Below are 26734 nucleotides of genomic sequence, written 5' to 3' on the forward strand. Positions count from 1 at the left end.
GTATGGATAAAAAAGTTTTGATAATTGCAGAGGCCGGAGTGAACCATAACGGCTCTCTTGATATTGCCAAAAAACTGGTAGTTGCTGCAAAAAACTGCGGAGCAGATATCGTCAAATTTCAGACTGCAAATCTAAAAAGCCTTGTATCAAAAAAGGCTCCCATGGCTGATTATCAGAAAAAAAATACCGGAAAAGAAGAGTCTCAGAAGGATATGCTATCAAAGCTTCTTCTTCCTTTTGAAGACTTTGTTTTGTTATCTGATTATTGCAAAGAAGTGGGTATTAAATTTTTATCCACACCTTTTGATATTGAAAGTATTAAATTTCTTGATCCCATTCAGGATATCTGGAAAGTTCCCTCGGGAGAAATAACCAATTATCCATATCTTGTCGAAATTGCAAAAACAGGCAAAGATGTCATTCTCTCAACAGGAATGTGTACCATGAACGAAGTGGAGGATGGGTTAGCTGTCCTTAGGGATAACGGAGCAGGCAGGATAACAGTACTTCACTGCACCACGAATTACCCTACACCTATGGAGGATGTAAACCTCCGCGCGATGCTCACTTTGCGGGATACATTAGGTTGTGATGTAGGCTACTCCGATCATACAAGGGGGATTGAAGTTCCGATAGCGGCAGCAGCACTTGGAGCAACTGTGATAGAAAAGCATTTTACTCTAAGCAGGGAAATGGAAGGCCCCGATCACAAGGCGAGTCTTGAGCCGGATGAGCTTAGAGAGATGGTGACTGCGGTAAGAAATATAGAGAAGGCGCTTGGAAGCTATGAAAAAAAGCCTTCTGAAGAAGAGATGAAAAACAGAAATGTAGCCAGAAAGAGCATAATTGCTGCAAAGGATATAAAGAAGGGCGAAGTTTTTACAGAAGATAACCTGACTACAAAAAGACCCGGAAACGGAATATCGCCGATGCTCTGGAACAGTATACTGGGGCAGAGAGCGGTCAGAGATTTTTCGGAAGATGAGCTTATAGAGCTGGGAGATAAATAGTGAAGAAAGTAGCGTTAATTACTTCTACGAGAGCTGAATATGGGCTGTTTAAACCGCTTATAGCAAGGCTTATCAGTGATGCTGATATTGACCTGAAAGTAGTGGTTACAGGAAGTCACCTTTTGGCAAAGAATGGCCTTACTGTGTCAGAAATAGAAAAAGACAGGGTAAGTATAGATAAAAAAATTGATATCTACGCAGATGAAGAGCAGTCAATGTCTAATGTCATGGCCAATGCGCTAAGACTGTTTTCCTCATATTTTCATAGTAAAAGACCTGATGCCGTAATAGTTCTGGGGGACAGGTATGAAATACTTGCTGTCTCTATTACTGCTTATAATGAGAGGATCCCGATTTTCCATATACACGGCGGAGAGACTACGGAAGGCGCGGTGGATGAAGCATACAGGCATGCGATCACCAAGATGAGTTATCTTCATTTTACAAGTACCGAAATCTATAGAAAAAGAGTGATACAGCTCGGAGAGGCACCGGATAGAGTATTTAACGTAGGAGCTTTGGGAGTTGAGAATGCCCTTAACGTAGATGCGATGGATATTGCAGAACTTGAGGCGTGGATAAATAACCTTTTATCCATGGGAGGTACTTCGAAACAGGAAATAAGGCTTACGGGAAAATATGCCATTGGAACTTTTCACCCTGTAACGCTTGAAAATAACACAGAAGAAGCTCAGGTAAAGGAACTTCTTGGCGCTATAGAGCTTAATAAGGATATCACATATATTTTTACGGCAGCAGGTGCTGATGCCGGTGGAAAAGCTGTGAACGAAATACTTGAAGAATATGAGAAGGATCACGACAATTTCTATTTTGTACCATCTCTTGGGATGAGGGGCTATTTGAGCGCGGTCAAAGAGGCAGCATTTGTCATAGGCAATTCATCAAGCGGCATAATAGAAGTTCCATCTTTTCATGTTCCTACGATAAACATAGGCGACAGGCAAAAGGGAAGGGTCTGCGGAAAGAGTGTGATATCATGCATTCCTGATAAAAGGGACATAGATATGGCGATAAAGAAAGCCTTGTCACAGGATTTTCTTGGATCAATAAAAGAAGAAAAGAACCTCTATGGAGATGGCAATACTTCCGGAAAAATCGCAGGTATTATAAAAGAAGAGCTAAATCGCGGCATTGATATAAAGAAAAGTTTCTACGATATTGAATTTTAGGGAGATGCAGAAAATGGGTAATATTGCGATCATTCCTGCAAGGAGCGGATCAAAAGGACTGCCTGATAAAAATATAAAGGATATGCTGGGAAAGCCCCTTATGGGATATACAATAGAAGCTGCATTAAACAGTGGATGCTTTAGCGAGGTTTTCGTATCAACGGATTCCGAAAAATATGCAGAAATTGCCAAAAGTCTTGGGGCATCGGTACCCTTTCTAAGGAGCACAGATAATGCTAAAGACGCATCAAGCTCATGGGACGTTGTAAGAGAAGTGCTAAAGACCTATGAGGACAGAGGAGATCATTTTGACACCTTTTGCCTCCTGCAGCCTACATCACCTCTTAGAAATAGTGAAGACATAAAAGGAGCATATAAACTTTTTCAGGAAAAAGGAGCAAATTTTGTTGTTTCTGTTTGTGAAACCGAACACCCAATATCATGGTGCGGAGAAATACCGGATACACTCTCACTTGACGGCTTTATCAAAAGACAACAGATAGGACAAAGGCAAAAAAGTGTAAAGACCTACAGATTAAACGGCGCTATATATATAGCAGATACTAAATCCTTTACAGAAGACTCCTTCTTGTACAGAGACGGATGCTTTGCCTATATCATGAACACCTTAAGGAGCGTTGATATAGACACTGAACTTGATTTTGAATATGCAGAATTTCTTATGAGTAAGTAAGAGGGAATTCGGAGAAATTTCCTAATATATAAAAACGGGGCTGTAGTCACAGTCCCGTCTTTCCTTCCAAAAAATAATTATGTTCTATTTAGTATTATGCTTTCAAGCAGTTTGCTGCCCTGCCTCTCCAAATACCTGATTTCTTACAGGCATAAGAGCTGTGATAAGGATTGAACCGAATACCACACAGGAGATAACTTCACCTGCTCCTACTGTAAGAGCAAGGAAAGGAACCCCGTCCGGTACGCCGTAAGCAAATCTGAGTACAAACGGAATGATTATCATGTTTGAGATAACCGGAGGTATAGTTACAAGGATCCTGTTTTTTCTGAGCAGATAAGAAAGAACGGCTCCGATCGCTGTTGCGAGTGTACCGAAGATAATATCCGGAAGTGCACAGCCTGTAAGTATGTTACTTAAAAAGCATCCAACTATAACGCCGGGAACTGCTGCGGGTGTGAAAAAGGGAAGTACACAAAGTGCTTCTGAGAAACGTACCTGGATTGCTCCGCTTGCAAGATTGAATCCTGCGGCAATTGCAGTAAGTACGCAGTAAAGAGCAGCAATCATCGCTGCCTGGATAAGGAATAAAAGTTTTTTGTTTCGCATTTTTGATCTCCTTTAGGTTTTTGCGAGTGGGAAGGATTGGTTCTGCACAGCAGAACATAAACACTCGTATTAATGAAACGGATTTAACTATAGCACCGCTACATTTTAAAATCAAGATGTGCTACAATATATCCAAGCAGACTAACGTTGGGGGGCATACTTATGGGGACAAATCACAAGATCCATATCGGATTTAATTTTCACGTCAACTTTTTTCATGCAGATAAGGGTGATACCAATGATGGTGCCGGTTTTGAAAGAGACCTTAAGATGGTACGCTTCATATTGGAGTCGCTTTTAAAAGTAAATAACGATGGGCAGCCGGTCAAGGCGACCTGGGACTTTGAGACTGATTACACATTAGTCAGGATACTTCCGTCTCTTGGCCCGGATGTAATAGATGATGTCAAGGCAAGGCTTCGTGAAAGAGGAGATGAGCTTGTTATTTCAGGCCGTCACGGGGATATGTTTGCTGCCATGACCCAAAATGAACTCAAATATGCCATTAAAAATCTTGTAAATGCTGAGGATGACGAAGCAGTTAATGGAAAAATCGCAAAACATCCTCTGGGAATGACCTCGAATGTTTTAAGACCGGAAGGTTATATCTTTTCACCTGAAATCATTGGTGACCTGAAAAAATGCGGCATCAAGGCGGTGCTTCTTGGAAACAGCGCTATTGGTCCTGATGCGCTCTCTGAAGTAAGCGGCAAGACTTTATCTGATCCATATTCAAGATTTAATCCAATAAAATACAGAAACGAAAATGATTCCATAATTGTAATTCCTGTCTACACACCGGCAGATTTTATGGACGAAGGAACTCTTACAGGATTTCTTGAGAGACTTCATGAAAAGCAGGTTCAGGGAGAAATAGATTCCGATCTGTTCATAATGTTTGGCGCAGATGTAAGAAGCCCGTGGTGGGAGAGCATGAATATAAAGAGCTTCTTTAAATCAACCGTGGGTACCGAAGGACTTGTAGGATTTTTCAAAGAACTGAGAAAACTTGACTATGTTGCATACAACACTCCTTCAGGATATCTTGCCGATCATGAATGTGTAAGTGAGCTTTCTTTTGCAGGAGATCTGGCAGGAGGAATGGCAGGAGGATTATCCCCCTGGTCTGAAAAGCCAAGCGAGAGACTTATATGGACAAGACTTGAGAGGGCAAGAGAAGGAAGCCTTGTATATTCAAGGGAAAAAGAATCCGTATCCCTACAAGGCAGAGTAAAACTGATATCAGCTTCAGCACTTGGTCCCTGCAGCATAGCACCTTCAAAGGAAAGATTTGCTGTACTTGATAAACTTTCAAAAGAGGCAGAGGCAGCAGAGCGAAATGCCATAAATGAAAAAGAGATGTCTATGCGCACAAGCGGAAGACAGCGCCTTAACAACAGCGCTATTGGTAAGCATCTGTATTCAAGAAGAAAAGATGAGGAGGAAAGAAACTCCTTCATTATAATGAACACAGAGGGGCAAAAGCTCGTCTCTTATCAGCTATCGATTGAAAAAGGATCATGTCCGCAGATCGGTACACTGGTACTTGAATGTGATGAATGCAAGGTTGAAAGCTATACCGCAATCCCTGTATGGGAACAGGATGGCTTTGTCACATCTGCATTTGTTGTTATGAGATTTGCCGATGCGCAGGATACCTATAAAATTTATTATCACTTCGACAGAAAAGACCTTCCCAAAGAAGAGCATAAGCCGCTCATAGAAGTAAAGCCTGAGGACATTCCGGTTTTTCATGCTGAAGGAGCGATGAAGAGACTTCTTGAAGCTCAGGGAAAACTCCCCAAAGAAGAGGAGGAAGAGGAAGGAAATTCTGCAGTCAACGAAAGAATAGCTGCGATGAGCAAGCAGACCGTGGCTGTAAGAAGCGCTGTTTTGCAGGAACCTGGGGAGAAGGATACATATATCATAGAAAGTCCTAGCAGAAAGCTTAAAATAGTAGTTACCGGTACAGGTTCATCCAAGGGCAAGATAAGAGAAGTGTTCTTTGAGAAGGAAAAAATTGGCGATGAACAGTTTTTATCTTCCTATATAAAGGCAGATGGTAAGATAAACGACTTTACCTGCGATAATATTGAAAATGCTCAGTTTAAGGGACAGGGAGAAGGGATAAAGATAACAGGAGCTGTTCATGCAAAGGGAGAAAGCAGCCCCGGAAGTTATGTAATGCAGATCATATCATGCCCTGCGCTAAAGGGAATAGATGCGGTAATGATCTATACGGATATACACTATCCTCAGGTTCAGGAAGGAATACTCAAAGAGGTTGCGCCGCTTCAGCTAAGCCCTCTATACAGAGCGGGAGTAGCTGTAACAAAGATATCCTACAATGGCAAGATAAGCGAATATCCTGTGTCCTGTTTTACAAAAACAAATCATGAAAACAAGGAAATAGGATCGTTTAATAATCACTTTACAGCCGGCGTAATCGGAGTAAAGGGACAGTTATCCGGAATACTTATAGGGCAGGCAAACTTCTTTTTGGGAGGCCTTGCAACATGCCCGGGAAGACTTAGCGTAGATGAGGATGGACAGCATGTGAGCCTTAATCCCTACGGAACTTACGGGATCTGTAAAAGACATTATCCTTCAAAGAGCGATGGCATCATTCAAAAATATAAGGAAGAAGTGGTTGATGATCCGGAGCTTAACCTTGCAGACAGCTATAGCGGAGTCCATGAGAAGTTCTGTGTATGCCTTTCGGGGTTCCAGGGCGCTTCGGCAACAGGACCTGCTCTTCTTGAGATGTGTGCTTTTAGCAGAGGATCGGTTATCTGCGGAGATGATGCAGGCGTTATTCATCCGTATATGGAAGATAATGTCATACTTCCGAAAACACAATATGAAATCGGACACACGTATGATAAGGGAAATGATCCTGCTTCCCTTAAGTCGATCAGATCTGAAGTGCATAAGCACTTTTTGAAGGCAGGAAAATAAGTTAAATATGTTGACACTCTAAATATAGTTTTGGTATTGTAGTCATGTAAGGCAAAGGCGCCGATTTCTTAGTGAAAATGTGCCTTTGCCTTTTGTCATATACAGGAGAGCGCTCCGCGAGAATGTAGCGAGCGACATTCTTTTTATGCAGTTAGTTATTCTAAAATATTAAGATATGGAAGAAATAAGGAGGAAACCATGAGCAGGTTAACAAAAAAGGATATCTTCAGAATTGTAGAGGAGGAAGATGTAGCATTCATCAGACTCCAATTCTGTGATATATTCGGAACTCCCAAAAATATCGCTATTACAAGGTCTCAGCTTCAGAGTGCCCTTGATAATGAATGCAGATTTGACGGCTCTGCGATAGACGGATTCGGAAAATATGCACAGAGCGATATGTATTTATATCCGGACATCGACAGCTTTGACATATACCCCTGGAGACCGCAGAGTGGCAAGGTTGCAAGGATGTACTGCGACATCTACACCTCCGACAAAAAGCCCTATGCTTCCGATTCCAGATATATCTTAAAGAAGGTTTTATCGGAGGGCAAAGAGATGGGATATATATTCAAGGCAGATCCGGAACTTGAATTTTTCCTTTTCGACCTTGACGACGAGGGACAGCCTACAACAAATACCCATGAAAACGCCGGATATTTTGATCTCGCACCTGCCGATCAGGGCGAGAACGTAAGAAGAGATATCATCATGAACCTCGAGGATATGGGATTTAATATTGTTTCTTCTCATCATGAGATATCACCTGCGCAGCATGGTATAGATTTTACTGAGGATGATGCTGCCAAAATGGCTGATATGATCATAACCTTTAAGATGGCAGTTAAGACTATTGCAAAACGCCATGGTCTGTATGCCACATTTATGCCTAAGCCCAAGGAAGGTGTAAACGGCTCAGGAATGCATATCAATATCCTATGCGAAGACAAAGACGGAAATGACATCTTCAGGGACGGGGATGATCTGTCAGAAACAGCAAAGCAGTTCATTGCCGGTATTTTGAACCATATAAAGGGGATGACACTTGTCACCAATCCTCTGGTCAATTCCTATAAGAGACTGGTTCCCGGATATGATGCACCTGTAAATGTATCCTGGTCATCTTCATCTACAAACCACAGTGCGCTCATCAGAATTCCTTCGATGGGTTCTGCTTCTGAGAGCAGCAACGTAAAGGGTGCGAGGATTGAACTTAGAAACCCCGATGCTGCCTGCAATCCTTACCTTGCACTGGCACTTATTCTGGCAGCAGGACTTGACGGGATCAAGAAAAAAATGGCTACACCTGAGGAACTTGTAGAGGATCTTAAGGGAAAAACCGAAGACGAGATCAGGGATTCCAAGCTTGATACCCTTCCCAAGACACTTGGAGAAGCTATCGAAGCCTACAAAAATGATGAGTTTGTAAAGGGTGTTCTCGGTGAGCAGATATTTGGACAGATTCTTGATGCCAAGCACAAGGAATGGAAAGATTTCAGAACCTGCGTAACTCAGTGGGAAATAAGACATTATCTCGGAAAACAGTAAGATTTAGGCGGATCGGAAAAGTTGCAGAACATAATTGTCGCATTTGCAAAACAGACAGATGCTCAGAATTTCAAAAGCATATTGCTTCGCGGGGGATTTGAACCTGCGTATGTGTGCACGACCGGTGCTCAGGTCTATTCAGCTATGGAAAACCTGGGTAGTGGGGTTATTGTCTGCGGCTTTAGACTCGGTGATATGCAGTGCCTTGAACTTGCTGAGAATATGAGCGAGTATTTCAATATTCTTCTTATTGCGAGCCCTGCAAAAGTGGATGAGGTGTACCTTCCTCAAAATGTTGTATACCTTCCAACTCCTCTTAAGAAGACGGATTTTTATTCAAGTATAACCATGATGCTTGAAGGGGTTAAGAATATAAGAAGAGCCAAAAAGCAGAAGCAGCGCTTTAGAAGCAAAGAGGACGATAAAATAATAACAAGCGCCAAGTATATTCTTATGGAGCGCCACAACATGACTGAACCGGAGGCTCACAAATATCTCCAAAAGTGTGCCATGGATTCAGGAACATCCCTGCTTGAAATGGCTGAAATGGTAATCTCCCTTAACGAATAGATATTGTTAGATTTCCGGTACTATTTAGGGCATGGACTGACGGTATGTGGGTAGTTTTGGAAATATAAAAAAAATATTAATTTTTTTTTGAAATAGGGGTTAAGTTTTCGGAAAGGTGTGTCGATACTATTATCGGTGGGGAATAAATGACACAATACCTTGGGAATTTAGCCAATCTTCTACAAGATATGGCGGAATTTATCTCCTTGATACCATATTACGTATCACAGGAACTTATGAGGGGGAGTAATTAGAAATAATTGAATTTTTTTTCTATTTACTCTAAAGTAATAGATAAATCCGCCGATAAATGTAGTAGAACAGAAAAAATTCTCCAAGGAAGGAGGAAAAGAATATGCGTATAGAAGCTTACAGCCAGGTACAACAGATTTACGGCACAAGCAAAGTGAATAAGACTGCGAAGACTCAGAAGACTACATCAGTTTCTGATAATCTTCAGATATCTTCAATCGGTAAGGATATTCAGGTTGCGAAGCAGGCTGTGAAAGATGCTCCGGATGTCAGGGAGGACGTGGTAGCACCTATAAAGAGTGCAATTCAGAACGGAACGTATGACGTAAGTGGAGAGGATTTCGCAGATAAGCTACTTGCAAGACTCAGCGAATCCCTTGCTTGATCGTAGATTATATACAGAGATTATTTAGAGCCAGCTTATTGTGACGAAGCAAACAGGCTTACGAAAAGTGCACACTAATTCTGGCTCTATAATTATGCCCATTTTCAGGATGCAGGATTGGAGGTTTTATGGCTAGTTTACTTGAAAGACTTGTGGAAGTTTTGGACAAAGAGTGCAAGTGCTATGAGAAGCTGCTTGAACTTTCAGGCAAAAAAACTCCAGTGATCATGCAAAGAGATCTTGAAGCTCTTGCCGGTATTACAGAAAAGGAACAGATGGTAGTAAATAGCATATCAGCTGTTGATAGAGAGCGTGAGAGTATCATGAAAGAGATCGCTGACATCCTGGGAGAAAAGGCAACAGATATGAAGCTTACCGATCTTGTCAGAATGCTTGATAAAAGACCAAAAGAGCAGCATGACCTTGCAGTGCAGAGAGACAGGCTGGTAGGCATATCGGCAAATGTGCAGAGAGTTAACGGACAGAATCAGACACTTCTTGAGAGTAGTCTTGAGATGATCCAGTATGAGATGAATATCATGCAGTCTGCCCGCCGTGCTCCGGAAACAGCAAATTATACCAAAAATGCATGGACAAAAGGGGATCTTCTGGCCGTTGCAACAAGCGGAAGATTCGATGCAAAACAATAAATATTAACTTAACACTAATACAAAAGCAAGTTACCTCCGATAATTATATTAGCGGAGGTATTTTTATGGCATCTTTAATGGGAAGTTTATTCATAGGCGTTTCAGGTTTGCAGGTATCGCAGAATGCCTTGAATACAACATCACACAACATGGCAAATATTGACACCGAGGGTTATACAAGGCAGCAGGTTCAGCAGGGAACACGTCCTTATATCACAACGGAAAAGGACTTCAGGACAATCTCCTGGAAGCAGACAGGCCTCGGTGTTGTTTATAACAATTGTAAGCAGGTGAGGAGCCTTTTCCTTGATCAGAGTTTCAGAGAGGAAACAGGCAGATCATCTTTTTATGATGTCTCTGTTACTACACTTGAAGAAATAGAAGACCAGCTTCAGGAACTAAACGGTAATGAATTTGCAGATTCTTTAAATAATTTGTGGACAGCAGTTCAGGAAATGAGTAAAAATCCTACTTCCGCAGTTAATCAGAATACTCTTGTTACCAGAGCAAATGAGTTTGTGACAAGAGCTCAGAGTGTATATGACGGACTTGTTAATTATCAGGAAAACATGGATAAGTCCGTGGCAAAGATAGTTGATGAGATCAATAAGATAGGTGACAGGATCCAGAAGCTAAACCTTCAGATAGTTGAAATAGAATCCGGACATCAGGAGCATGCCAATGATCTAAGAGATGAGAGAAATCTTCTTCTGGATCAGCTTGGTGAGTATGGAAAGATAAGCTTTTACGAAGACGTATTTGGAAACATACTTGTATCTTTTGAAGGAACACAGTTTGTAACAACAGATCATGTAAATCACATGGCATGCGACAATACACTTCCCGCAGATAAAGGGGGAAGCCCTTCAAACTACAATACTCCGTATTGGGAATTTGCAGCCAAGAAGGAATACAGCGAAGCCAGAGAAGAATGGGTGGTGACTGATATAAGAGGTGCAAAGGTTTACGATATGACGCAGACCATCTCATCTTCCATGAAAACAGATATAGGGAAACTCAGATCAACACTTCTTGCAAGAGGTGACCACAACGCTACTTACCATGACATTACAGATGATCCCACAGGCAATTATTACAATAAGAATATAGCTCAGTCAGTCATCATGAATGTGGAAGCGGAATTTGACCAGATGGTAAAAAATATCTGTCAGGCAATAAACAAGATCTATGAGGAAGCGGGAAGTAACCCTGTCAATCTTGCAAAAGAGAGGGGTAAGCCCATAGAGGAAGAGGTTTCCGATTACGATCTGTTTAAGGTATTAAACGAAGAAGACTGCCTCAACTATGACATAGATGCAGACCATCCTGCGGGAACAGTCAGAAAAGGTTACATTATCTCAAATATAGCGGTAAATCCGATATATCTCCAGCAGCCAACTACCATGGGATTTTTACTTGCAGACGGAAGTGAAGATAATGAAACCATTGAAAAACTAAAGGGAGCGTTTACTTCAGCCGAATATCTTATAAATCCCAATGTGGCAACCAAGACTGATTTTTTAGGTTATTACAATATGCTGGTTTCACAGGTTGCAAACTCCGGTGATGTTTATAAAGGTATTCAGACCAATCAGGAACTTACCGTAGATGCAGTATCGAACGCAAGAGAACAGATTGTTGGTGTATCAAGCGACGAGGAACTTGAATTCATGATCAAATTCCAGAATGCGTTTAATGCATCAAGCAGATATGTGAATGTAGTCAGTGAAATGATCGAACATATCGTTACTTCTCTTGGATCCTAAAACACTTAACGAGGTATTATCGAGTTTAGTGTTTTAGAGATGTTCTGTCGAACGGAGTGAGAGCAGAACTTCATTTTTCACTTAACGAGGGATTTTAACGAGGAGAAATCATATGCCTTCAACTTTTTTTGGATTAAATATAGCGGCATCCGGACTAAGAGCAGCAAATGCTGCGCTCAATACTACTGCAAATAATATAGCCAACGCAAATACAGACACCTATTCAAGGCAGAAGGTTGAGCAGCGTGCATCTGATGCGCTGAGGGTTTTTACAACATACGGTACGGCAGGGGCAGGGGTTGATACCCTTTCTATTGAAAGAGTAAGGGATGAGTTTTACGACAATAAATACAGGCAAAATGAGACACTTCTTGGCCAGGTTACTCAGAGAAATTATTTTAATATGCTAACTCAGGAGTACTTAAAAGATGATGGAGTAACAGGATTCTCGAGCCTGTTTTCCAAAATGGAATCTGCACTTCAGGACGTATTAAAGGCATCAGGAACGACAGAAGCCAAGGCAACTTTTGTATCATCTCTTTCTCAGATAACCGATTATTTTAATCATTTGGACAGCTCATTTAAGCAGCTTCAGAACGATATCAATCAGGAAATAAAGATGGACTGCGATACCATCAATTCCTATGCTCAGCAGATATGCTCGCTCGATGAACAGATAAATACTATCGAGATGCAGGGATCAAAGGCAAATACACTTAGAGACCAGAGAGATGAGCTGCTTGATAAATTATCAAAGATAGTCGATATAGAAGTTATAGAGACAAAGGTAGTAGATGACAACCAGCCTGACAGAGAGACAGGAGCAACAAGACTTATAGTAAATATCGCCGGTGGGCAGCAGCTCCTTGATACATATTCATACAGAAAACTCATCTGCCTTGCAAGAGAAAAGGCTGAGAATGTAAATCAAAGTGACCTTGTAGGACTCTACGATATCAAGTGGGCTCCGTCAAACTTCAAAGAAGGAGATGACACAAGCAAGCTTGATATTTTCAAGTTAAATAATAAGCTGATGGGCGGAGAACTTGAAGGCCTTATCGATATGAGAGATGGCAACAACAACTCATATTTTAACGGCGAAGTTATTTCAAGCGTTAAGAACCAGGCTACAGGAGAAACGCAGGTAACGATCAAAGTCAGCGATCCAAACCTCATGGATATGACAAAATGTACACTTCCGACAACCGGAAAGATGGAGGTTGCAAGTAAAATCTATGAGTTTAACGACTGGCAATATGATGGCGGAGATACCTATACATTCACACTTACGGCAAAGAGTACCAAGTCCACAACTCCTCCGACCGGAAGAACAGCAGAAGTCGGCAGTGGCTTTGAATACCAGGGCATTCCTTACTACATGGAGCAGATGAATGAGTGGATAAGGAAATTCTCTTCAAGAGTAAATGACATAATGTCGAATGGATATACCGCCGACTCCCTCGAGGGATCCTACATCCTGACAGGAACAAGTGATATGGACTCAAGTGCCCAGTATTCATATCAGCAGCTCACCACACTTTCTAACAACAAGGGATATTACGAGGTGACTGCAAGCAACTTTATCGTAACAAGAGAACTTGCTGCAAATGCAGACCTTCTGGCAACTAAACTGGATATCACTGAAGGCGAATCTGAGTATATGAACGTCAAAGCTCTGTATGAGTTTTTGACAAAGGAAGACCTCTTTAGAGGTGCTACAAGCGGAGAATTCCTTGACAAGGTTCTTGGAGATATAGCTCTTAACTCTAGTAATTCCAAGACACTTGAGGAAACCTATACAGCACTTGAAAAGACCATAGGTAACCAGAGACTTTCGGTAATGGGCGTTGACTCAGACGAAGAAGCATCGGCTCTTGTACAGTATGAGCATACATACACACTTAATTCAAAGATGATAAATACGCTGACTAAGATCTATGACAGACTTATTCTTGAGACCGGCGTATAAAAATTTTAGGAAATACAGATTGCAGACATGGATCGTCGCTTGGTTTTTTAGAAAGACTCTAAAGGGAATTGGAGAATTTCTATCAGGATGCAGAGGATTACAACATGAGAATCACCAACAAGATCATGAACAACAATTCCCTTTACAACATCAATAACAACAAGGTTGCTGAGGATGAAGTAAACACACAGATGGCTACAGGTAAAAAGATAGCAAGACCTTCCGATGATCCTGTAATAGCTATAAGAGCACTGAGACTTCGTTCGACAGTTACACAGCTCGACCAGTATTATAACAAGAATGCTGCTGATGCAAAGAGCTGGATGGATGTAACAGAGGATGCACTTTCCACAGTTACGGATGTTCTGACAGATGCCATACAGCAGGTTAATAAGGGTTCTAACAAAGACCTTACGCTTGATGATCTAAATACGATCATCACTCAGCTTAAGGCTCTTTCCGATGAATATTATTCAACAGGAAATGTGGATTATGCCGGAAGATATATCTTTACCGGATACAGGACAGATACCACATTATCCTATGACAAGCCAACAACAGAGAATTTCACAGACATAAATGACGAGTTCAATGCTGCAAATATCGGGAAGTCTATAAGAACTGTAAATATGCAGTATCTTGATGCCGGAACGGTTTTAAATACAGATCCGGAAGGCTTGTATACTCAAGTTACGACCGAGAATGATATCAAACAGGTTGAGGTAGGAAAGATAAGACTTTCATACGATAACCTTGATTATACACAGGGAATAGATAAGAGCGTCGAACTTAAATTCAGAGAAAATCTGGCACAGCCTGCAACATCATCGATAACTCAGACAGATCTTCCTTTCTTTGATCTTACTTTTGTTACAGACGATGGAATTGAACATAAGGCGTATGTGCCTTTTACTTCTGACTATAAAGTAACGATAGGTGATTATTCATATACCGCTGATTATGCCAATGTAAACGATCCTTCTCTGGGATATATTATTGAAGCTGTAAATACTACAACCTTAGAGGCTTTCCAGTTTGAAGTATCACCTGACGGTGTTCTTACGGATGCAGATCATGACGGACACCTTGATGTGCCAAAGGGCGTACAGCAGGGCATAGTAACCATGAGTACGGCAAGTGTTTCAACTCTTGAATTTGCAGATGGAACCAATACCGAAACATCCCTGCCGCTTATTCCCGCTGTAGGGCAGCAGTACAACATAGAGGTTACAGGTGGTTTTTCATGTACTGTAAATGCTGATGGAACATATACTCTTAGAAAAGATACTGAGGATGATGAGCTGGGAAATGCGACACAGACTGTTCTTCAGGTTACAGCTAACGGAAGTATGCATTCATCCTATAAAGAGACAACTATCAAGATTGATGCTGAACATATCATTTATTCAACGTCTTCAGAAGATGAGATCGACGCAGCTTACAAGGCTCTTGAAGCAGATACAACAGGTAATCTTGTTTATCTTAATGCAAAAACCGGTGAGGTACTTTTAAATTCAGCACTAAAGGATAAGCTTGCAGCACTCTCTTATGTAAGTAATGCAAACACAATAGATGTCATATACGATAAAAAGGAATGGCAGTCGGGAGATATCAGACCCCAGAATCTATTCTCCTGTGTAGACAAAGATGGCATTATTTACAACGGCGGAAGCGCAGCTCCCGATATTTCGTATGATGTCGGATATTCACAGAAGATAACGGTCAATACTATAGCAAATACTGTTTTTTCCACAGTTATTAAAAGAGATATTTTCGATCTGACACAGCTTTCTTCCAAGATAAATGTCATATCCACAACTCTTTCTACACTTAAATCCAAGCTGGCAGAGCTTACGGATGAAACCGAGAAGGCACAGGTTCAGAAAGAAATAAATGCAGCACAAAAAGCTTATGATTACCTAAGGCAAAACATTCAGGAAGAGTTCGAACACAAGATAACAAGCATGCAGAAGGCACTTGATAAAGCTAATGTAGCTGTTACAGATAATGGTACAAGAAGCAAGAGATTGGAGCTCATCACATCAAGACTTCAGGATCAGACAACAACATTTAAGACATTGCAGTCCGACAACGAGGATGCAGATCTTGCAGAGACAGCAACAAACCTTGCAACAGCGCAGCTTACATATCAGGCAGCACTTATGTCAACAGGTAAGATAAGCAAAGACTCACTTATGAATTACATCTAATATAGCTATCAATGTAACAATAAATTTCCTTGCTATATTGCGTCAATTTGCATAAAATATTTATATAAGTAATCAGAAGACATTACTTACTTTATGGAGGGGTATCACAATGAGATTAACTACCAGGATTTTCGGGGAAATAGAGATTGAAGACAGCAAGATCATCCATTTCCCAAAGGGAATTATAGGTTTCCCGGACATGACGCAGTTCGCGCTGATGCATGATAAGGACAAGGATTCAAATGCCATCAGATGGCTACAGTCACTTGATGAGCCTACATTTGCTATGCCGGTAATGGATCCGCTTTATGTTAAGCCTGATTTCAACCCTGTTGTTGAAGAGGAGACAATCAAGGATCTGCTGCCACTTGCTGACGAGGATATGCTGGTTCTTGTAACAGTTACCGTTCCGCAGGATCTTACCAAAATGACAGTCAACTTAAAGGGACCTATTATCATCAATTCTGACAGCTGCATTGCTGCTCAGGTTATAATTGACGATGACGATTATCCTGTAAAGTATCCAATCTATGACTATCTCCAGAAGCAGAAGGAGATTGCACAGAAGAAATAATAGGGAGAGAGGAACGCGCCAATGTTAGCATTATCAAGAAAAAAGAATGAGTCTATCATCGTTAATAATAATATAGAGATTACGATATTAGATATCCGTGGGGATCAGGTTAAGATCGGAATAGCTGCACCAAAAGAGGTTCCGATTTATCGAAAAGAGGTCTATCTCCAGATCCAGGCAGAGAACGAAGCTGCTACAAATGTGGATGGTATCTCAGCACTTGCGGATTTGCTCAAGTAATTATTTTAATTTAGTGTATTGCCCCGTGGTTTTTTATAAGCCACGGGGTTTGTTGTTATACAGCTTTCTTATCTGATTTTTATCTGATACACCACTAATTATCAGGATATATTATGTCGAAAAACAAATTGAGATATAATTTTTTATAGTAGGGGGTCATTATGATCATTCAGCATAATATAGCTTCGATGAATGCTCAGAGAATGCTTCAGACCACAACTACAAGACAGAAAAAATCCGCTGAAAAGCTTTCTTCCGGATACAGAATAAACAGATCTTCCGATGATGCGGCAGGTCTTTCTATTAGTGAGAAAATGAGAAGACAGATAAGGGGTCTTACCAGAGCGTCAATCAATAATGATGACGGAATATCTATGGCTCAGACCGCTGAAGGAGCTCTTTCCGAAGTCCACGATATGCTTCACAGGCTTGAAGAGCTTGCTGTTCAGGCAGCTACTGAGACGCTTTCAAGAAATGACAGGAGAGACATCCAGGCTGAGGTAGATCAGATCATTACGGAAATTGACAGGGTTTCAGAGACTACTAAATTTAATGAGACATACCTTCTTAAGGGAGGAAACGGAGAAGAGACAAGATATCTGAATATCCATGACGCAGGTCTTAAGGGAATAATCGGCAACTCTACTGATGGACCGGGGCATGGCACATTTACCATGAACAGACTCAATTCTTCCGATCAGGTGATGATAGCAGGTCGCGTATATACCATAGGAACAGGAAAAGCTGATGTCCAGAATATTATAAATACTACCGGAGTTGGCGGTGACACAGTTACGGTAAATGATGCTGTTACGTACCACATCATAGATCTTGCTAAGGACGCAGGAGGAAATGAGCTTCCCGCAAAGCAGGCGACAGCTATAAGTGAACAGATCAATTCTTCAACAAGAAAAGTAAATATAGGAACGAGTGAAACTTATTCTTTAAATGATTCCTATGGCGTAGCGCAGTTTAAATCTACAGTTGCAGGAAGCGTAAATAATTCCACGCAGACAGTTGTAATTGCAGGTGATAATAACGGACATGACGGAACCTATACACTTTTAAGCGGCGGATACAGGGCGGCACTTTCCGCGAATGTCGCAAATGCAGTTAATTCCAATACCTTAAATGTAACTGTTGGCGGAACAACTTATAAATTTAAAAATGCAAACGGTTATGTTGCAACGCTAAAAAGCGACCTTGCCAATATGGCACTTACCGCATCTACAGTTACCTGTAACGGTAATACCTTCGTTTTGCGACAGGGCAGTTCGGTTGCAGAAATGAGGAACAATGTAACAAGCGAGCTTTCTTCGCTATCACTGCCGACAACAATATCGATCTATGATTCCGATACCTCTCAAAGTACGAGCTACAGAGTGATCGATGATTCGGAAACGGTTGACCCTGCAGCAATTCCTCAGGAAATAAACTTAAGTACTATTACATCGCAGATCAACTCGCTATCTGATAACTCAATAGTAAATTTTGCAGGAAACAGCTATATGCTTCAAAACTATAATGCTGCTTATGTTTCGGCGACTCTTTCATCTGTTGCCGATGATACCGAGGTAACAATAGATGGAAGCGGTAAATATATGGCGGAGTCATCTGTTTACAGCTTAAGTCAGGTAAGGTCGATCATTACAGATACCTCCCAGACAGCTTATGGGACTAATGTGACAATAAACGGATCATCCGGAACGTCAAAATACACTGTAAGACCCTATGATGTAAATACAGTAAAAAATTATATTACATCTGCAAGTGTTGGAGGCGGAGATAGCGCTACCACAAGCGTTACTGTAGACGGAGCCAAATATGCACTTAGAAATTATGACCTTAATTCTGTAAAAAGCAGGGTCGGAGGCTATGGAATATCCGAATATAATGATGATACTACTGTGGGAGGCGTGATTACTGTAGATGGAACCTCCTATACAGCTGAGACTAATCTTTTCAGGCAGGCTATCTGCATAGCATACGGCGAGGACCAGCAGACCGTTGTGACTACACCTGGTGCGGACAGAGACGACCTTTTTCAGGATGGATATAAGGTTACTTATAAGGGAAAAAGCTATTATCTTATGTCTGATACCAATATGGATGGCTATGATGACACGGACAACTTCATAGTTACGGAAGGAAGAGCTTATAAAATAATTGCCAAGGAGCTGCAAAGAGCAAGCAGCATTGGCGCTACTGACACAGAAGCTGTGGTATATGACAAAAACAATAACGAAATCATAGATAATGTAACGATGGCTGCAGATTTTCTTGTTACGCCTACAAGTGATGATTCTCTTGTAAGATTTGAAATAGACAGGGGAAGTATGCACGTTCCGAAGGAGCTTGAAGTAAATATACATGCGGGAACAGATGCAGACATGAATAACAAGATAGGTGTCGAAATCCGGGCTATGAGCGCTGAGAGGCTCGGACTTAAGAACCTTAATATGGTAGATGATATCGGAATCTGTGCAACTTATGCGATAGATGCCATATCAGATGCTATTTCAGAGGTGTCCAGGCAGAGATCCCTGCTCGGCGCTGTGCAGAACAGGATGGAACATACGATAAGGAATCTTGATAATGTTGTAGAGAATACCACTAGTTCAGAGAGCAGGCTCCGTGACACGGATATGGCTGATGAGATGGTAACCTACAGCAGAGATAATATACTTGCACAGGCAGGACAGGCGATGCTGGTCCAGGCAAACAAGACAAGCGAATCGGTGACAAGTCTTCTCTCCTAATTATGTATTAGGAATAAATATTTTATTAAATAATAATAACATGCTAAATGTTTGGCGATCATATCCGATATAATGGATGTAAGAAACTATAGGTATGCCCATGACCGGGTGTTAGGGCAGTCCTTGGAAACAGACGGAAATGGATATCCGTGTAAATCGACACAAGGAGGTGAACGAGATGGCAATGGATGTTAGCAGCATTGGCTCTATAGGAGCTCAACAGATTCAGGAAGTACAAAAAACTGAGAAAGCAGCTAAACCTTCAGAAAGCCAGGATAAGAGTAGGGAGGGATCTGACCTCTCTATTAGTTCTGCAACGACTCAGAATCAGCAGCCTGTAAAAGTCGAGACTCAAAACGGCGACAGCAGTGGAAACAGCAACACACCTACCCGCCAGGAGAGGACCGAAGAACAGATCGAAGCTGAGAACAAGAGAGTTAAGCAGGCAATCAGCGAAATGAACAAGAAAATGTTCAACAATTCAGAGGCAGTCTTTGGAATTCACGAAGATACCAATCGCATTACTATCAAAATTGTGGATAAGACAACCAAAGAAACGATCAAGGAGCTGCCACCTGAAAAGACACTTGATATGATTGCCAAAGCTTGGGAACTTGCAGGTCTCATGGTTGATGAGAGAGGGTAAAAACTACTTTTTTCAAAAAGCAGTTTTAATGTGCAAGGGATATTCTGCGCTTTTTTAGCCCGAATATATGGAAATTGCAATAACATATTAAAGGTAAGATGCAAAATATCCGATATAAGTTATAGGTGATTTAGGTAACACGAGCGATCTTTTTCGCGGAATAGGAGCACCATATGACTATGAGAATTACCGGACTTGCTTCCGGGCTCGATACAGAGAGTATTATTACCGAGCTTACGAAAGTACAGTCGCAAAAAGTAGAAAAGGTTAAAAGCGACCAGAAAAAATTTGATATGAAGCTGGATAAGTGGAAGGAGCTTAACAAAAAGGTAGTTAACTTCTACAACAAAACACTTAGTAATCTTCGATATGATTCTTCATATGTAAAGAAAACAACCAGCATTTCAAATGAAAGTGCAGCTACTATCATTACATCCGGCACGGCTATGAACGGAGCTCAGACGCTTAGCGTTAATAAGCTTGCAAGCAATGGATATCTGACCGGCGGAAAAATCGGTTCAGGAACGGTAAGACCTACAACTTCTCTAGAGAATCTGAGCGGATATTCTGCAACTGCAAATGTCCACAAGGAAGCAGTTCTCGATGAGGAAGGAAATGAAGTAACTCCTGCTGTAACTGACAGCGACTTCAAAAATACGATAAGGATCAGATTTGGAAAAGAGCCTGCAGAGGGCACCGCTGATACCAGAGAATATGTTGATATTAACATTGAACCCGGCAAAACAGTTGCAGAAGCAATAGCAGCATTTAAGGATGCAAAGTCATCAAGCGGATACGGCCTTAATGCAAGCTATGATGCAACGCAGGGAAGAATCTACATGTCATCTAGTAAATCAGGAGAAGATGAGAGCTTTGCAATCGATTTTGAACACTCGGATATGAGGATCGTTAAGGCGCTCGGACTTGATTACAATGAAAATACAGATGCAACTCATGTTTATGGTTCAGATTCCGAAATCACACTTAATGGTGCTACATATAAATCAAATGACAATACATTTGATATAAACGGTCTGACTATAACAGCCAAGCAGGTAGCTGAAGATATTTCCATACAGACAAGTGATGACACAAGCGGTATCTATGATATGGTCAAGGGATTCCTCAAGGAGTACAACGACCTTATCGGTGAGATGTTTACTCTGTATAATGCCGATGATGCCAAAGATTATGCAATCCTTACCAAAGAGCAGAAAGACGAAATGACAGAAGAAGAGATAGAAGACTGGAACAAGAAGATTGACGAAGGCCTTTTGTCCAAGGATCCCACGATTTTCCGCGTTATGACCGAAATGAAGAATATCATGATGAAATCTTATGATTTTGGTGAGTGGGACACTAACAAAGAAACAGGTGAACTGGTTCAGGTAAAGACATCTTTCTGGTCATTCCATATAGCTACTCCGGGTTACTTCGAGGGTGAAGAAGAAGACAGAATGAAGTGGCATATCTATGGTGATGAGGATGATGAACTTACAAGCAGTAAGGAAGATAAGCTAAAGCTAAAGATAGAAAAGGACCCTGAAATCGTAACAAAATTCTTTAAGAGTATATCAAGTGAGATGTATTCAAAGCTTGGCGACCTGATGAAGTCAACGGACTTTTCGAGTGCTTATACAATTTATGAAGATAAGCAGATGAAGAAGCAGGTAAGCAATTTCAAGACTCAGCTTAAGGACGAACAGGAAAAGCTTACCAAGATGGAAGATAAGTATTATGACCGGTTTGCTCAGATGGAAAAAGCCATGACCAAATTAAATGAGCAGACAAATTCCCTTGCAGGAATGCTTGGAACCTGATAACAGGAAAGCTTTTGCAAGAAACAGATAGATTAACAACACGGAGGTAGAATATGCCCGTAGCCAGAAATCCTTATGCAAAACAAATGAATCAGTATCAGAATACTAAGATTCAGATGGCAAAGCCTGAGGAACTTACATTAATGCTTTATGATGGAGCCATTAAATTCTGCAATATTGCGATAATGGCCCTTGAAAACAAGGATGAGTCCAAGTTCCTCACATACCTTCTTAAGGTTGAGAACATAGTAGACTACCTTAATAACACACTTAATATGAATTATCCGGTCGCAAAAGATTTTGAAAATGTATACAATTATCTTATGAAGAGACTGGTAGAAGCAGATCTTCACAGGGAAGATTCTCTCGAAATAATGAATGAAGTAAATAAGCACCTTCATACCATGAGAGATACCTGGGTAGATGCTATGAAAATTGCAAAAGGACAGATGCCTGCTCCTTCTGCGCAGGGAGCACCTGCATAACACGTTATCGACAATCGGGGGATAAAAGAGATGACGAGATCATATCTTAGTATGATGGAAGAAAGTTTGAGACAGAAAATCGAGGTTTTACAGAAAATAGAAAAGGAAAACCTTGAGCAGAGAAAGTTACTTGAAAATGAAGAGGGGTTCGATGAAGAAAGCTTTGATAAGACACTGACAAGAAAAAGTGAACTGATTGGTCAGGTTGAAAAGCTAAATGATGGCTTTGAAAGTTTGTTTGACAGGGTAAGGGACGAACTTGGCGATAATAAAGAAAAATACAGGAAGGAAATTTCTACTTTGCAGGATTTGATAAGGCAGATAACTGACCTGTCAAATTCTATAGAGACAGGAGAAAACAGAAACAGATTGCTTGCAGATGTGCATTTTAAAAGCTCCAGGGACAGGATAAACCAAAGTAGAAGGTCTTCAAGTGCTGCACTTAATTACTACCTTACAATGAATAAATCAAACGTTACACCGCCTCAGTTCTATGACTCAAAAAATTAGGAAACGGGTTTGGTGATACTTTCATAAATCTGTTTCCTGTCGCGGCGATAGCTGCGTGAGGGCGCGGATGTGAATGAACTTCCAATTGTAAAGGAATATGAAAACAGAATATTGGAGATTCTGACTTCAGAAGATATAACTGAATGTTTTGATGAGATGCTACAGATAGGCGCCAGAATAATAAGCGGCGCGCTGTCTCCGGAAGGAAAAATAGAGCTTGCTTCCAGAATAAAGAGAAATGTTTATTTTTTTCCTCATGAAAACCTTCCGGATAGTTTAAGACATGTTGCATATCTTCATCTGATGGTCAGACTTACGGAAGATAAGGATTTTTTCATAGAACTACTTTCCTATATAGAAGGGATGAGGATAGAGGAAAAATACAGACTCTTCCTATTAATGCAGACAAAATATATCACTTATACAAGACCTCATATTGTTACTTATGATTCCGCAAGAATCTTTCACAGGATATATATGAGGATTAAAGCCTATTTTGAAGGCAGGGTTCAGTATGACAGGCAGTTTATCAAGCTTGCCGGAAGGCAGTGTGATCAGACTGTTATCCTGACTCAGCAGTATCTTACGGATACTCATAAAGAGACACATATGATCAACCTGATAGCTCAGGAAATACTGGTTAGCATGTGTCAGAATACAATAATCATAAACACGAACGACCTATTGCCGGTAGCCAATGTAGTTCCGCTGTTTGGCATAGAAGGTCACAACTATATGCAGTACCTTGCAAATGCCAACAATGTATTTGTAAGAGGTTTGTCGGTTCCGTATTTTCAGTGCGATGACAAGATGCCATCTGAAGATGAGCTAAACGTGATCCTTGGAACCATTTCAGAACTCAGACCGGAATATATAATAAGCTGCGGAGACCATTCTATAACGGCATCGCTTGCAGCCAAGATGGTCCCTGTTATTCCAGGCAATGAGATATCGACGGCAGATGATCCGCAGGTTGTTAGAGAGAATCTTCTTAATTTCAGAAGGATGATTGAAGAAAAGAGATTCTGGCAGATCAGATTCAAGGTCAGTGAGACAAAGCAGATATGATTTTGATATTTGTGTAACAGGCGCCTGGCGCCATGATCATATATTTACGAGGGAGAATATAAGATGAAAGCAAATACCAGAATTTTTGGCGAAATTGATATTGAGGACGAGAAGATAATCACAATGCCCTTTGGAATGGTGGGGCTTCCGGATCTACAGAAGTTTGCACTACTCCATGACAAGGATAAACCTGTTGCGGCTATCTGGTATCTTCAGTCAATGGATGAGCCGGATATCGCTTTTCCGGTTATCGATCCGCTTACAATAAAAGATGATTATAATCCTCAGATAAGTGAAGATGATGTGGAACTTTTGGAACCACTGACAAATAAAAACCTTCTCATTCTTGTTACGGTTACTGTGCCGGAGGACATCACACAGATGAGGGTTAATCTGAATGCGCCAATACTTATAAATACTGATACCGGAAAGGCTGCACAGATAGAGATTGTCTGGGGCAAGGAAGAATACACATCCAAGTATCCCATCTATGATTATTTGAAAAAGAATCAGGATTGAACGATAAATTACCTGAACGGACTGATATTGTATCAAAAAGATATACATGCACCAAGTAAATTAAGATAAAACGCAATATGTGACGTGTTTAGCGGAAGGCCACTCAATAAAACGTAATATATTGCGTTTTATTTTTGGATTATCTATACTGTTCTTATAGGTATTAGAATTTATTCAAAAAACAATATAAATGCAGGGGGCTTAGATGAATATACCTTCCTATATTGCTGAAATAAAGAGAAAAATAAAACAGTGCAGAATTAAATTGGAGATGACACAAAAGGAACTGGCAGATAAATCCGGGGTGTCGCTTAGGTCAATACAAAGATTTGAGAATGGAGAAGAAATCTCTTTTGCCAATTTTATAAAAATAATCTATGCAGTGGGGCTTATCGATAATGTCAATGATGCGATACCTGACATGGAAAAAGGGTCGTCAGTGCTATTGGAGCGAGAGAGACATGCTGAAAAGAAGAGGGTTAGAAAAAAGAAGAATGGGAATCACGGTCTGGAAGACAGCGTGGAATATACATTGATTGATCAGGTGATGGATAAGAATAGACTGTTATAAAAACTATAATTTAGGGGAGAACGAAATGGGAATATATCTAAATCCTAGCAATTCCAATTTTACAGAAGCAATCAATACTGGTAACTATGTGGATAAGACCATGATGATTGATGTAGTTAGCGATTATATTAATACGAATAATAAATATATATGCATGTCAAGACCAAGGCGTTTTGGCAAGACAATAGCAGGGAATATGCTTGCAGCATACTATTCTAAGGGATGCGATTCCGATGCTCTTTTTAGCAGCTTAAAGATAGCAAGTACTCCAAAGTATAGGGATAATCTCAATAAATATAATGTTATTCAGATTGATCTAAATAGTGAGTATCAGAATATAGGAGATAAAGATAATCTGATAAAAATCATGTCTGATAAGATCAAGGAAGAAATAATCGATGAATTTCCCGATGCTGATATTCAGAGTGGCTATTCTCTTGCTGAATCCATGCAGGAAGTATTTACAAAATACCAAGAGCAGTTTGTGTTACTGATAGATGAATATGATGTCTATGTTAGGGAAAATGTGCCGCAGGAACAGTTAGATGCATACTTGAGTTTTCTGAATGGACTATTTAAAAGCAACACTCTCCGTCCTGCAATTGCTTTTGCGTATCTTACAGGAATTCTTCCAATTGTAAGAGATAAGATTCAGTCAAAGCTGAACAATTTTCATGAATATACATTTGTAGATGCAGAGGATTTTTCTGAGTACATAGGTTTTACTGCAGAGGAAGTAAAAGAAATATGCAAGACAAACAACATAGATTATAAAGAATGTTGCAGTTGGTATGATGGATATCACCAAAATGGATTTGAATTATTTAATCCTGAATCGGTAGTAAAACTTTCGAAAAGAGGGAGATTTGAAGGCTACTGGGGAAAAACATCTTCCTACAAAGTTATTTCAGACAGAATAAGACACAATACTTACGGAATTAAAGATGATGTTATCAGAATGCTTGCGGGAGAAAGCGTAGACGTTAATGTTACGAGTTTCATGAATACAATGAATTCATTTGAAACAAAAAGTGACATCATGACATATCTTATTCATTTAGGATATCTTACCTATGATTATGATGAAAAAACCTGCCGTATTCCTAACGGTGAAGTAAGGCAGGAATGGATGAACGCGATTGAAATTGATGAAGATTATAAAACCACTGATGAAATAATAAAGGCTTCCAGACAACTTCTTGATGAAACTATAAAAGGAAATGGTGAAGCTGTTGAAAAAGCACTTGATGTAAGCCATATTCATGTCACGTCAAACAGGAGCTACAACAACGAAGATGCCCTTCAGAGCGCGATTTATCTTGCATATTTGTATGCACTAAATAAATATACAGTAGTAAAAGAAATGACTACCGGAAAAGGCTTTGCAGATGTGGTTTATATTCCTTATGTACCAAATATGCCTGCGATGATAATAGAACTTAAAAAAAATAAAACTGCTGAGAGTGCTATCAATCAGATAAAGGAAAAGAAATATTTTGACAGCCTTAGTAAATACAGTGGGAACTTGCTCTTTGTAGGAATAAATTATGATGAAAACAGTAAAACACATACCTGCACTATAGAATCATTTGTTAAGTAGATGGGCAGGAATATTTAGGCAAATAATGTTTATAAATAATTTAGAATTATTTTGCTAAAAGGGGTTAACTTTGTGATTACACATCCGATATAATGAGTGTAGAGAACTCACAGTGCTATTGTTCTGTG

At 40.4% G+C, this 26734-nt stretch carries 23 protein-coding genes; 22 read left to right on the plus strand and 1 reads right to left on the minus strand.

Annotation, left to right across the window (positions count from 1 at the left end):
• Positions 1–2: 2 nt before the first annotated feature.
• The 3 genes from neuB to T543_RS08410 are packed head-to-tail and all read left to right on the plus strand — an operon-like array spanning position 3 to position 2894.
• Positions 3–1010 carry an N-acetylneuraminate synthase gene (gene neuB, locus T543_RS08400; RefSeq protein WP_035767566.1) on the plus strand — a complete coding sequence of 336 codons (1008 nt, stop codon included), beginning with the start codon at positions 3–5 and terminating at the stop codon, positions 1008–1010.
• Positions 1010–2200: a UDP-N-acetylglucosamine 2-epimerase gene (neuC, locus tag T543_RS08405; RefSeq protein WP_330369981.1), complete on the plus strand. Its 1191-nt coding sequence runs from the start codon at positions 1010–1012 to the stop codon at positions 2198–2200. Before neuB ends, neuC begins: the two co-directional genes overlap by 1 nt.
• A gap of 13 nt (positions 2201–2213) precedes the next feature.
• On the plus strand, positions 2214–2894 hold the full coding sequence (locus T543_RS08410) for an acylneuraminate cytidylyltransferase family protein (RefSeq protein WP_035767568.1): 681 nt from the start codon (positions 2214–2216) through the stop codon (positions 2892–2894).
• A gap of 102 nt (positions 2895–2996) precedes the next feature.
• Here the strand turns inward: T543_RS08410 and T543_RS08415 are convergent, their stop codons facing one another.
• The gene (locus tag T543_RS08415; protein WP_035767569.1) at positions 2997–3503 is read right to left on the minus strand and encodes a QueT transporter family protein; all 507 of its coding nucleotides are present in this window, start codon (positions 3501–3503) and stop codon (positions 2997–2999) included.
• A gap of 162 nt (positions 3504–3665) precedes the next feature.
• On the opposite strand from T543_RS08415, the gene T543_RS08420 reads away from it, so the two are divergent.
• From T543_RS08420 to T543_RS08515, 19 genes are all read left to right on the plus strand, one after another.
• Positions 3666–6461 carry a hypothetical protein gene (locus T543_RS08420; protein ID WP_035767570.1) on the plus strand — a complete coding sequence of 932 codons (2796 nt, stop codon included), beginning with the start codon at positions 3666–3668 and terminating at the stop codon, positions 6459–6461.
• A gap of 198 nt (positions 6462–6659) precedes the next feature.
• A complete protein-coding gene (gene glnA, locus T543_RS08425; RefSeq protein WP_035767571.1) occupies positions 6660–8012 on the plus strand; it encodes a type I glutamate--ammonia ligase in 1353 nt (450 codons plus the stop codon).
• A 21-nt stretch (positions 8013–8033) separates the two neighbouring features.
• Positions 8034–8582 (plus strand): ANTAR domain-containing response regulator, encoded by a 549-nt coding sequence (locus tag T543_RS08430; RefSeq protein ID WP_035767572.1) that lies wholly within the window; start codon positions 8034–8036, stop codon positions 8580–8582.
• Between the two features lie 355 nt (positions 8583–8937).
• Positions 8938–9219 (plus strand): flagellar biosynthesis anti-sigma factor FlgM, encoded by a 282-nt coding sequence (gene flgM / locus T543_RS08435; RefSeq protein WP_035767574.1) that lies wholly within the window; start codon positions 8938–8940, stop codon positions 9217–9219.
• Between the two features lie 128 nt (positions 9220–9347).
• On the plus strand, positions 9348–9869 hold the full coding sequence (locus tag T543_RS08440) for a flagellar protein FlgN (protein ID WP_035767575.1): 522 nt from the start codon (positions 9348–9350) through the stop codon (positions 9867–9869).
• Between the two features lie 65 nt (positions 9870–9934).
• Positions 9935–11635: a flagellar hook-associated protein FlgK gene (flgK, locus tag T543_RS08445; RefSeq protein ID WP_035767576.1), complete on the plus strand. Its 1701-nt coding sequence runs from the start codon at positions 9935–9937 to the stop codon at positions 11633–11635.
• 112 nt (positions 11636–11747) lie between these two features.
• Positions 11748–13604, plus strand: coding sequence for a flagellar hook-associated protein FlgK (flgK, locus tag T543_RS15220; protein WP_051638641.1), 1857 nt, complete (start codon positions 11748–11750; stop codon positions 13602–13604).
• A gap of 104 nt (positions 13605–13708) precedes the next feature.
• On the plus strand, positions 13709–15814 hold the full coding sequence (locus T543_RS15225) for a flagellin N-terminal helical domain-containing protein (protein ID WP_051638642.1): 2106 nt from the start codon (positions 13709–13711) through the stop codon (positions 15812–15814).
• 109 nt (positions 15815–15923) lie between these two features.
• The gene (gene fliW / locus T543_RS08460) at positions 15924–16388 is read left to right on the plus strand and encodes a flagellar assembly protein FliW (RefSeq protein ID WP_035767577.1); all 465 of its coding nucleotides are present in this window, start codon (positions 15924–15926) and stop codon (positions 16386–16388) included.
• Positions 16389–16409: 21 nt separating this feature from the next.
• A complete protein-coding gene (gene csrA, locus T543_RS08465) occupies positions 16410–16628 on the plus strand; it encodes a carbon storage regulator CsrA (RefSeq protein ID WP_026497347.1) in 219 nt (72 codons plus the stop codon).
• A gap of 161 nt (positions 16629–16789) precedes the next feature.
• A complete protein-coding gene (locus T543_RS16465) occupies positions 16790–19387 on the plus strand; it encodes a flagellin N-terminal helical domain-containing protein (RefSeq protein WP_051638643.1) in 2598 nt (865 codons plus the stop codon).
• Between the two features lie 178 nt (positions 19388–19565).
• The gene (locus tag T543_RS08480) at positions 19566–20033 is read left to right on the plus strand and encodes a flagellar protein FlaG (protein WP_051638644.1); all 468 of its coding nucleotides are present in this window, start codon (positions 19566–19568) and stop codon (positions 20031–20033) included.
• A gap of 173 nt (positions 20034–20206) precedes the next feature.
• Positions 20207–21853: a flagellar filament capping protein FliD gene (gene fliD, locus T543_RS08485; RefSeq protein WP_035767579.1), complete on the plus strand. Its 1647-nt coding sequence runs from the start codon at positions 20207–20209 to the stop codon at positions 21851–21853.
• Between the two features lie 53 nt (positions 21854–21906).
• Positions 21907–22338 carry a flagellar export chaperone FliS gene (fliS, locus tag T543_RS08490; RefSeq protein WP_242839494.1) on the plus strand — a complete coding sequence of 144 codons (432 nt, stop codon included), beginning with the start codon at positions 21907–21909 and terminating at the stop codon, positions 22336–22338.
• A gap of 30 nt (positions 22339–22368) precedes the next feature.
• Positions 22369–22848 (plus strand): hypothetical protein, encoded by a 480-nt coding sequence (locus T543_RS08495; RefSeq protein ID WP_035767581.1) that lies wholly within the window; start codon positions 22369–22371, stop codon positions 22846–22848.
• Between the two features lie 69 nt (positions 22849–22917).
• Positions 22918–23916, plus strand: a complete 999-nt coding sequence (locus T543_RS08500; RefSeq protein WP_035767582.1) for a hypothetical protein — start codon at positions 22918–22920, stop codon at positions 23914–23916.
• 63 nt (positions 23917–23979) lie between these two features.
• Positions 23980–24435, plus strand: coding sequence for a flagellar assembly protein FliW (gene fliW / locus T543_RS08505; protein WP_035767584.1), 456 nt, complete (start codon positions 23980–23982; stop codon positions 24433–24435).
• Between the two features lie 205 nt (positions 24436–24640).
• A complete protein-coding gene (locus T543_RS15235; RefSeq protein ID WP_051638645.1) occupies positions 24641–25006 on the plus strand; it encodes a helix-turn-helix transcriptional regulator in 366 nt (121 codons plus the stop codon).
• A 25-nt stretch (positions 25007–25031) separates the two neighbouring features.
• Positions 25032–26606, plus strand: coding sequence for an AAA family ATPase (locus tag T543_RS08515; RefSeq protein WP_035767586.1), 1575 nt, complete (start codon positions 25032–25034; stop codon positions 26604–26606).
• Positions 26607–26734: the final 128 nt, after the last annotated feature.

Source organism: Butyrivibrio sp. NC2002 (genome assembly GCF_000702265.1).
Taxonomy (GTDB): domain Bacteria; phylum Bacillota; class Clostridia; order Lachnospirales; family Lachnospiraceae; genus Butyrivibrio.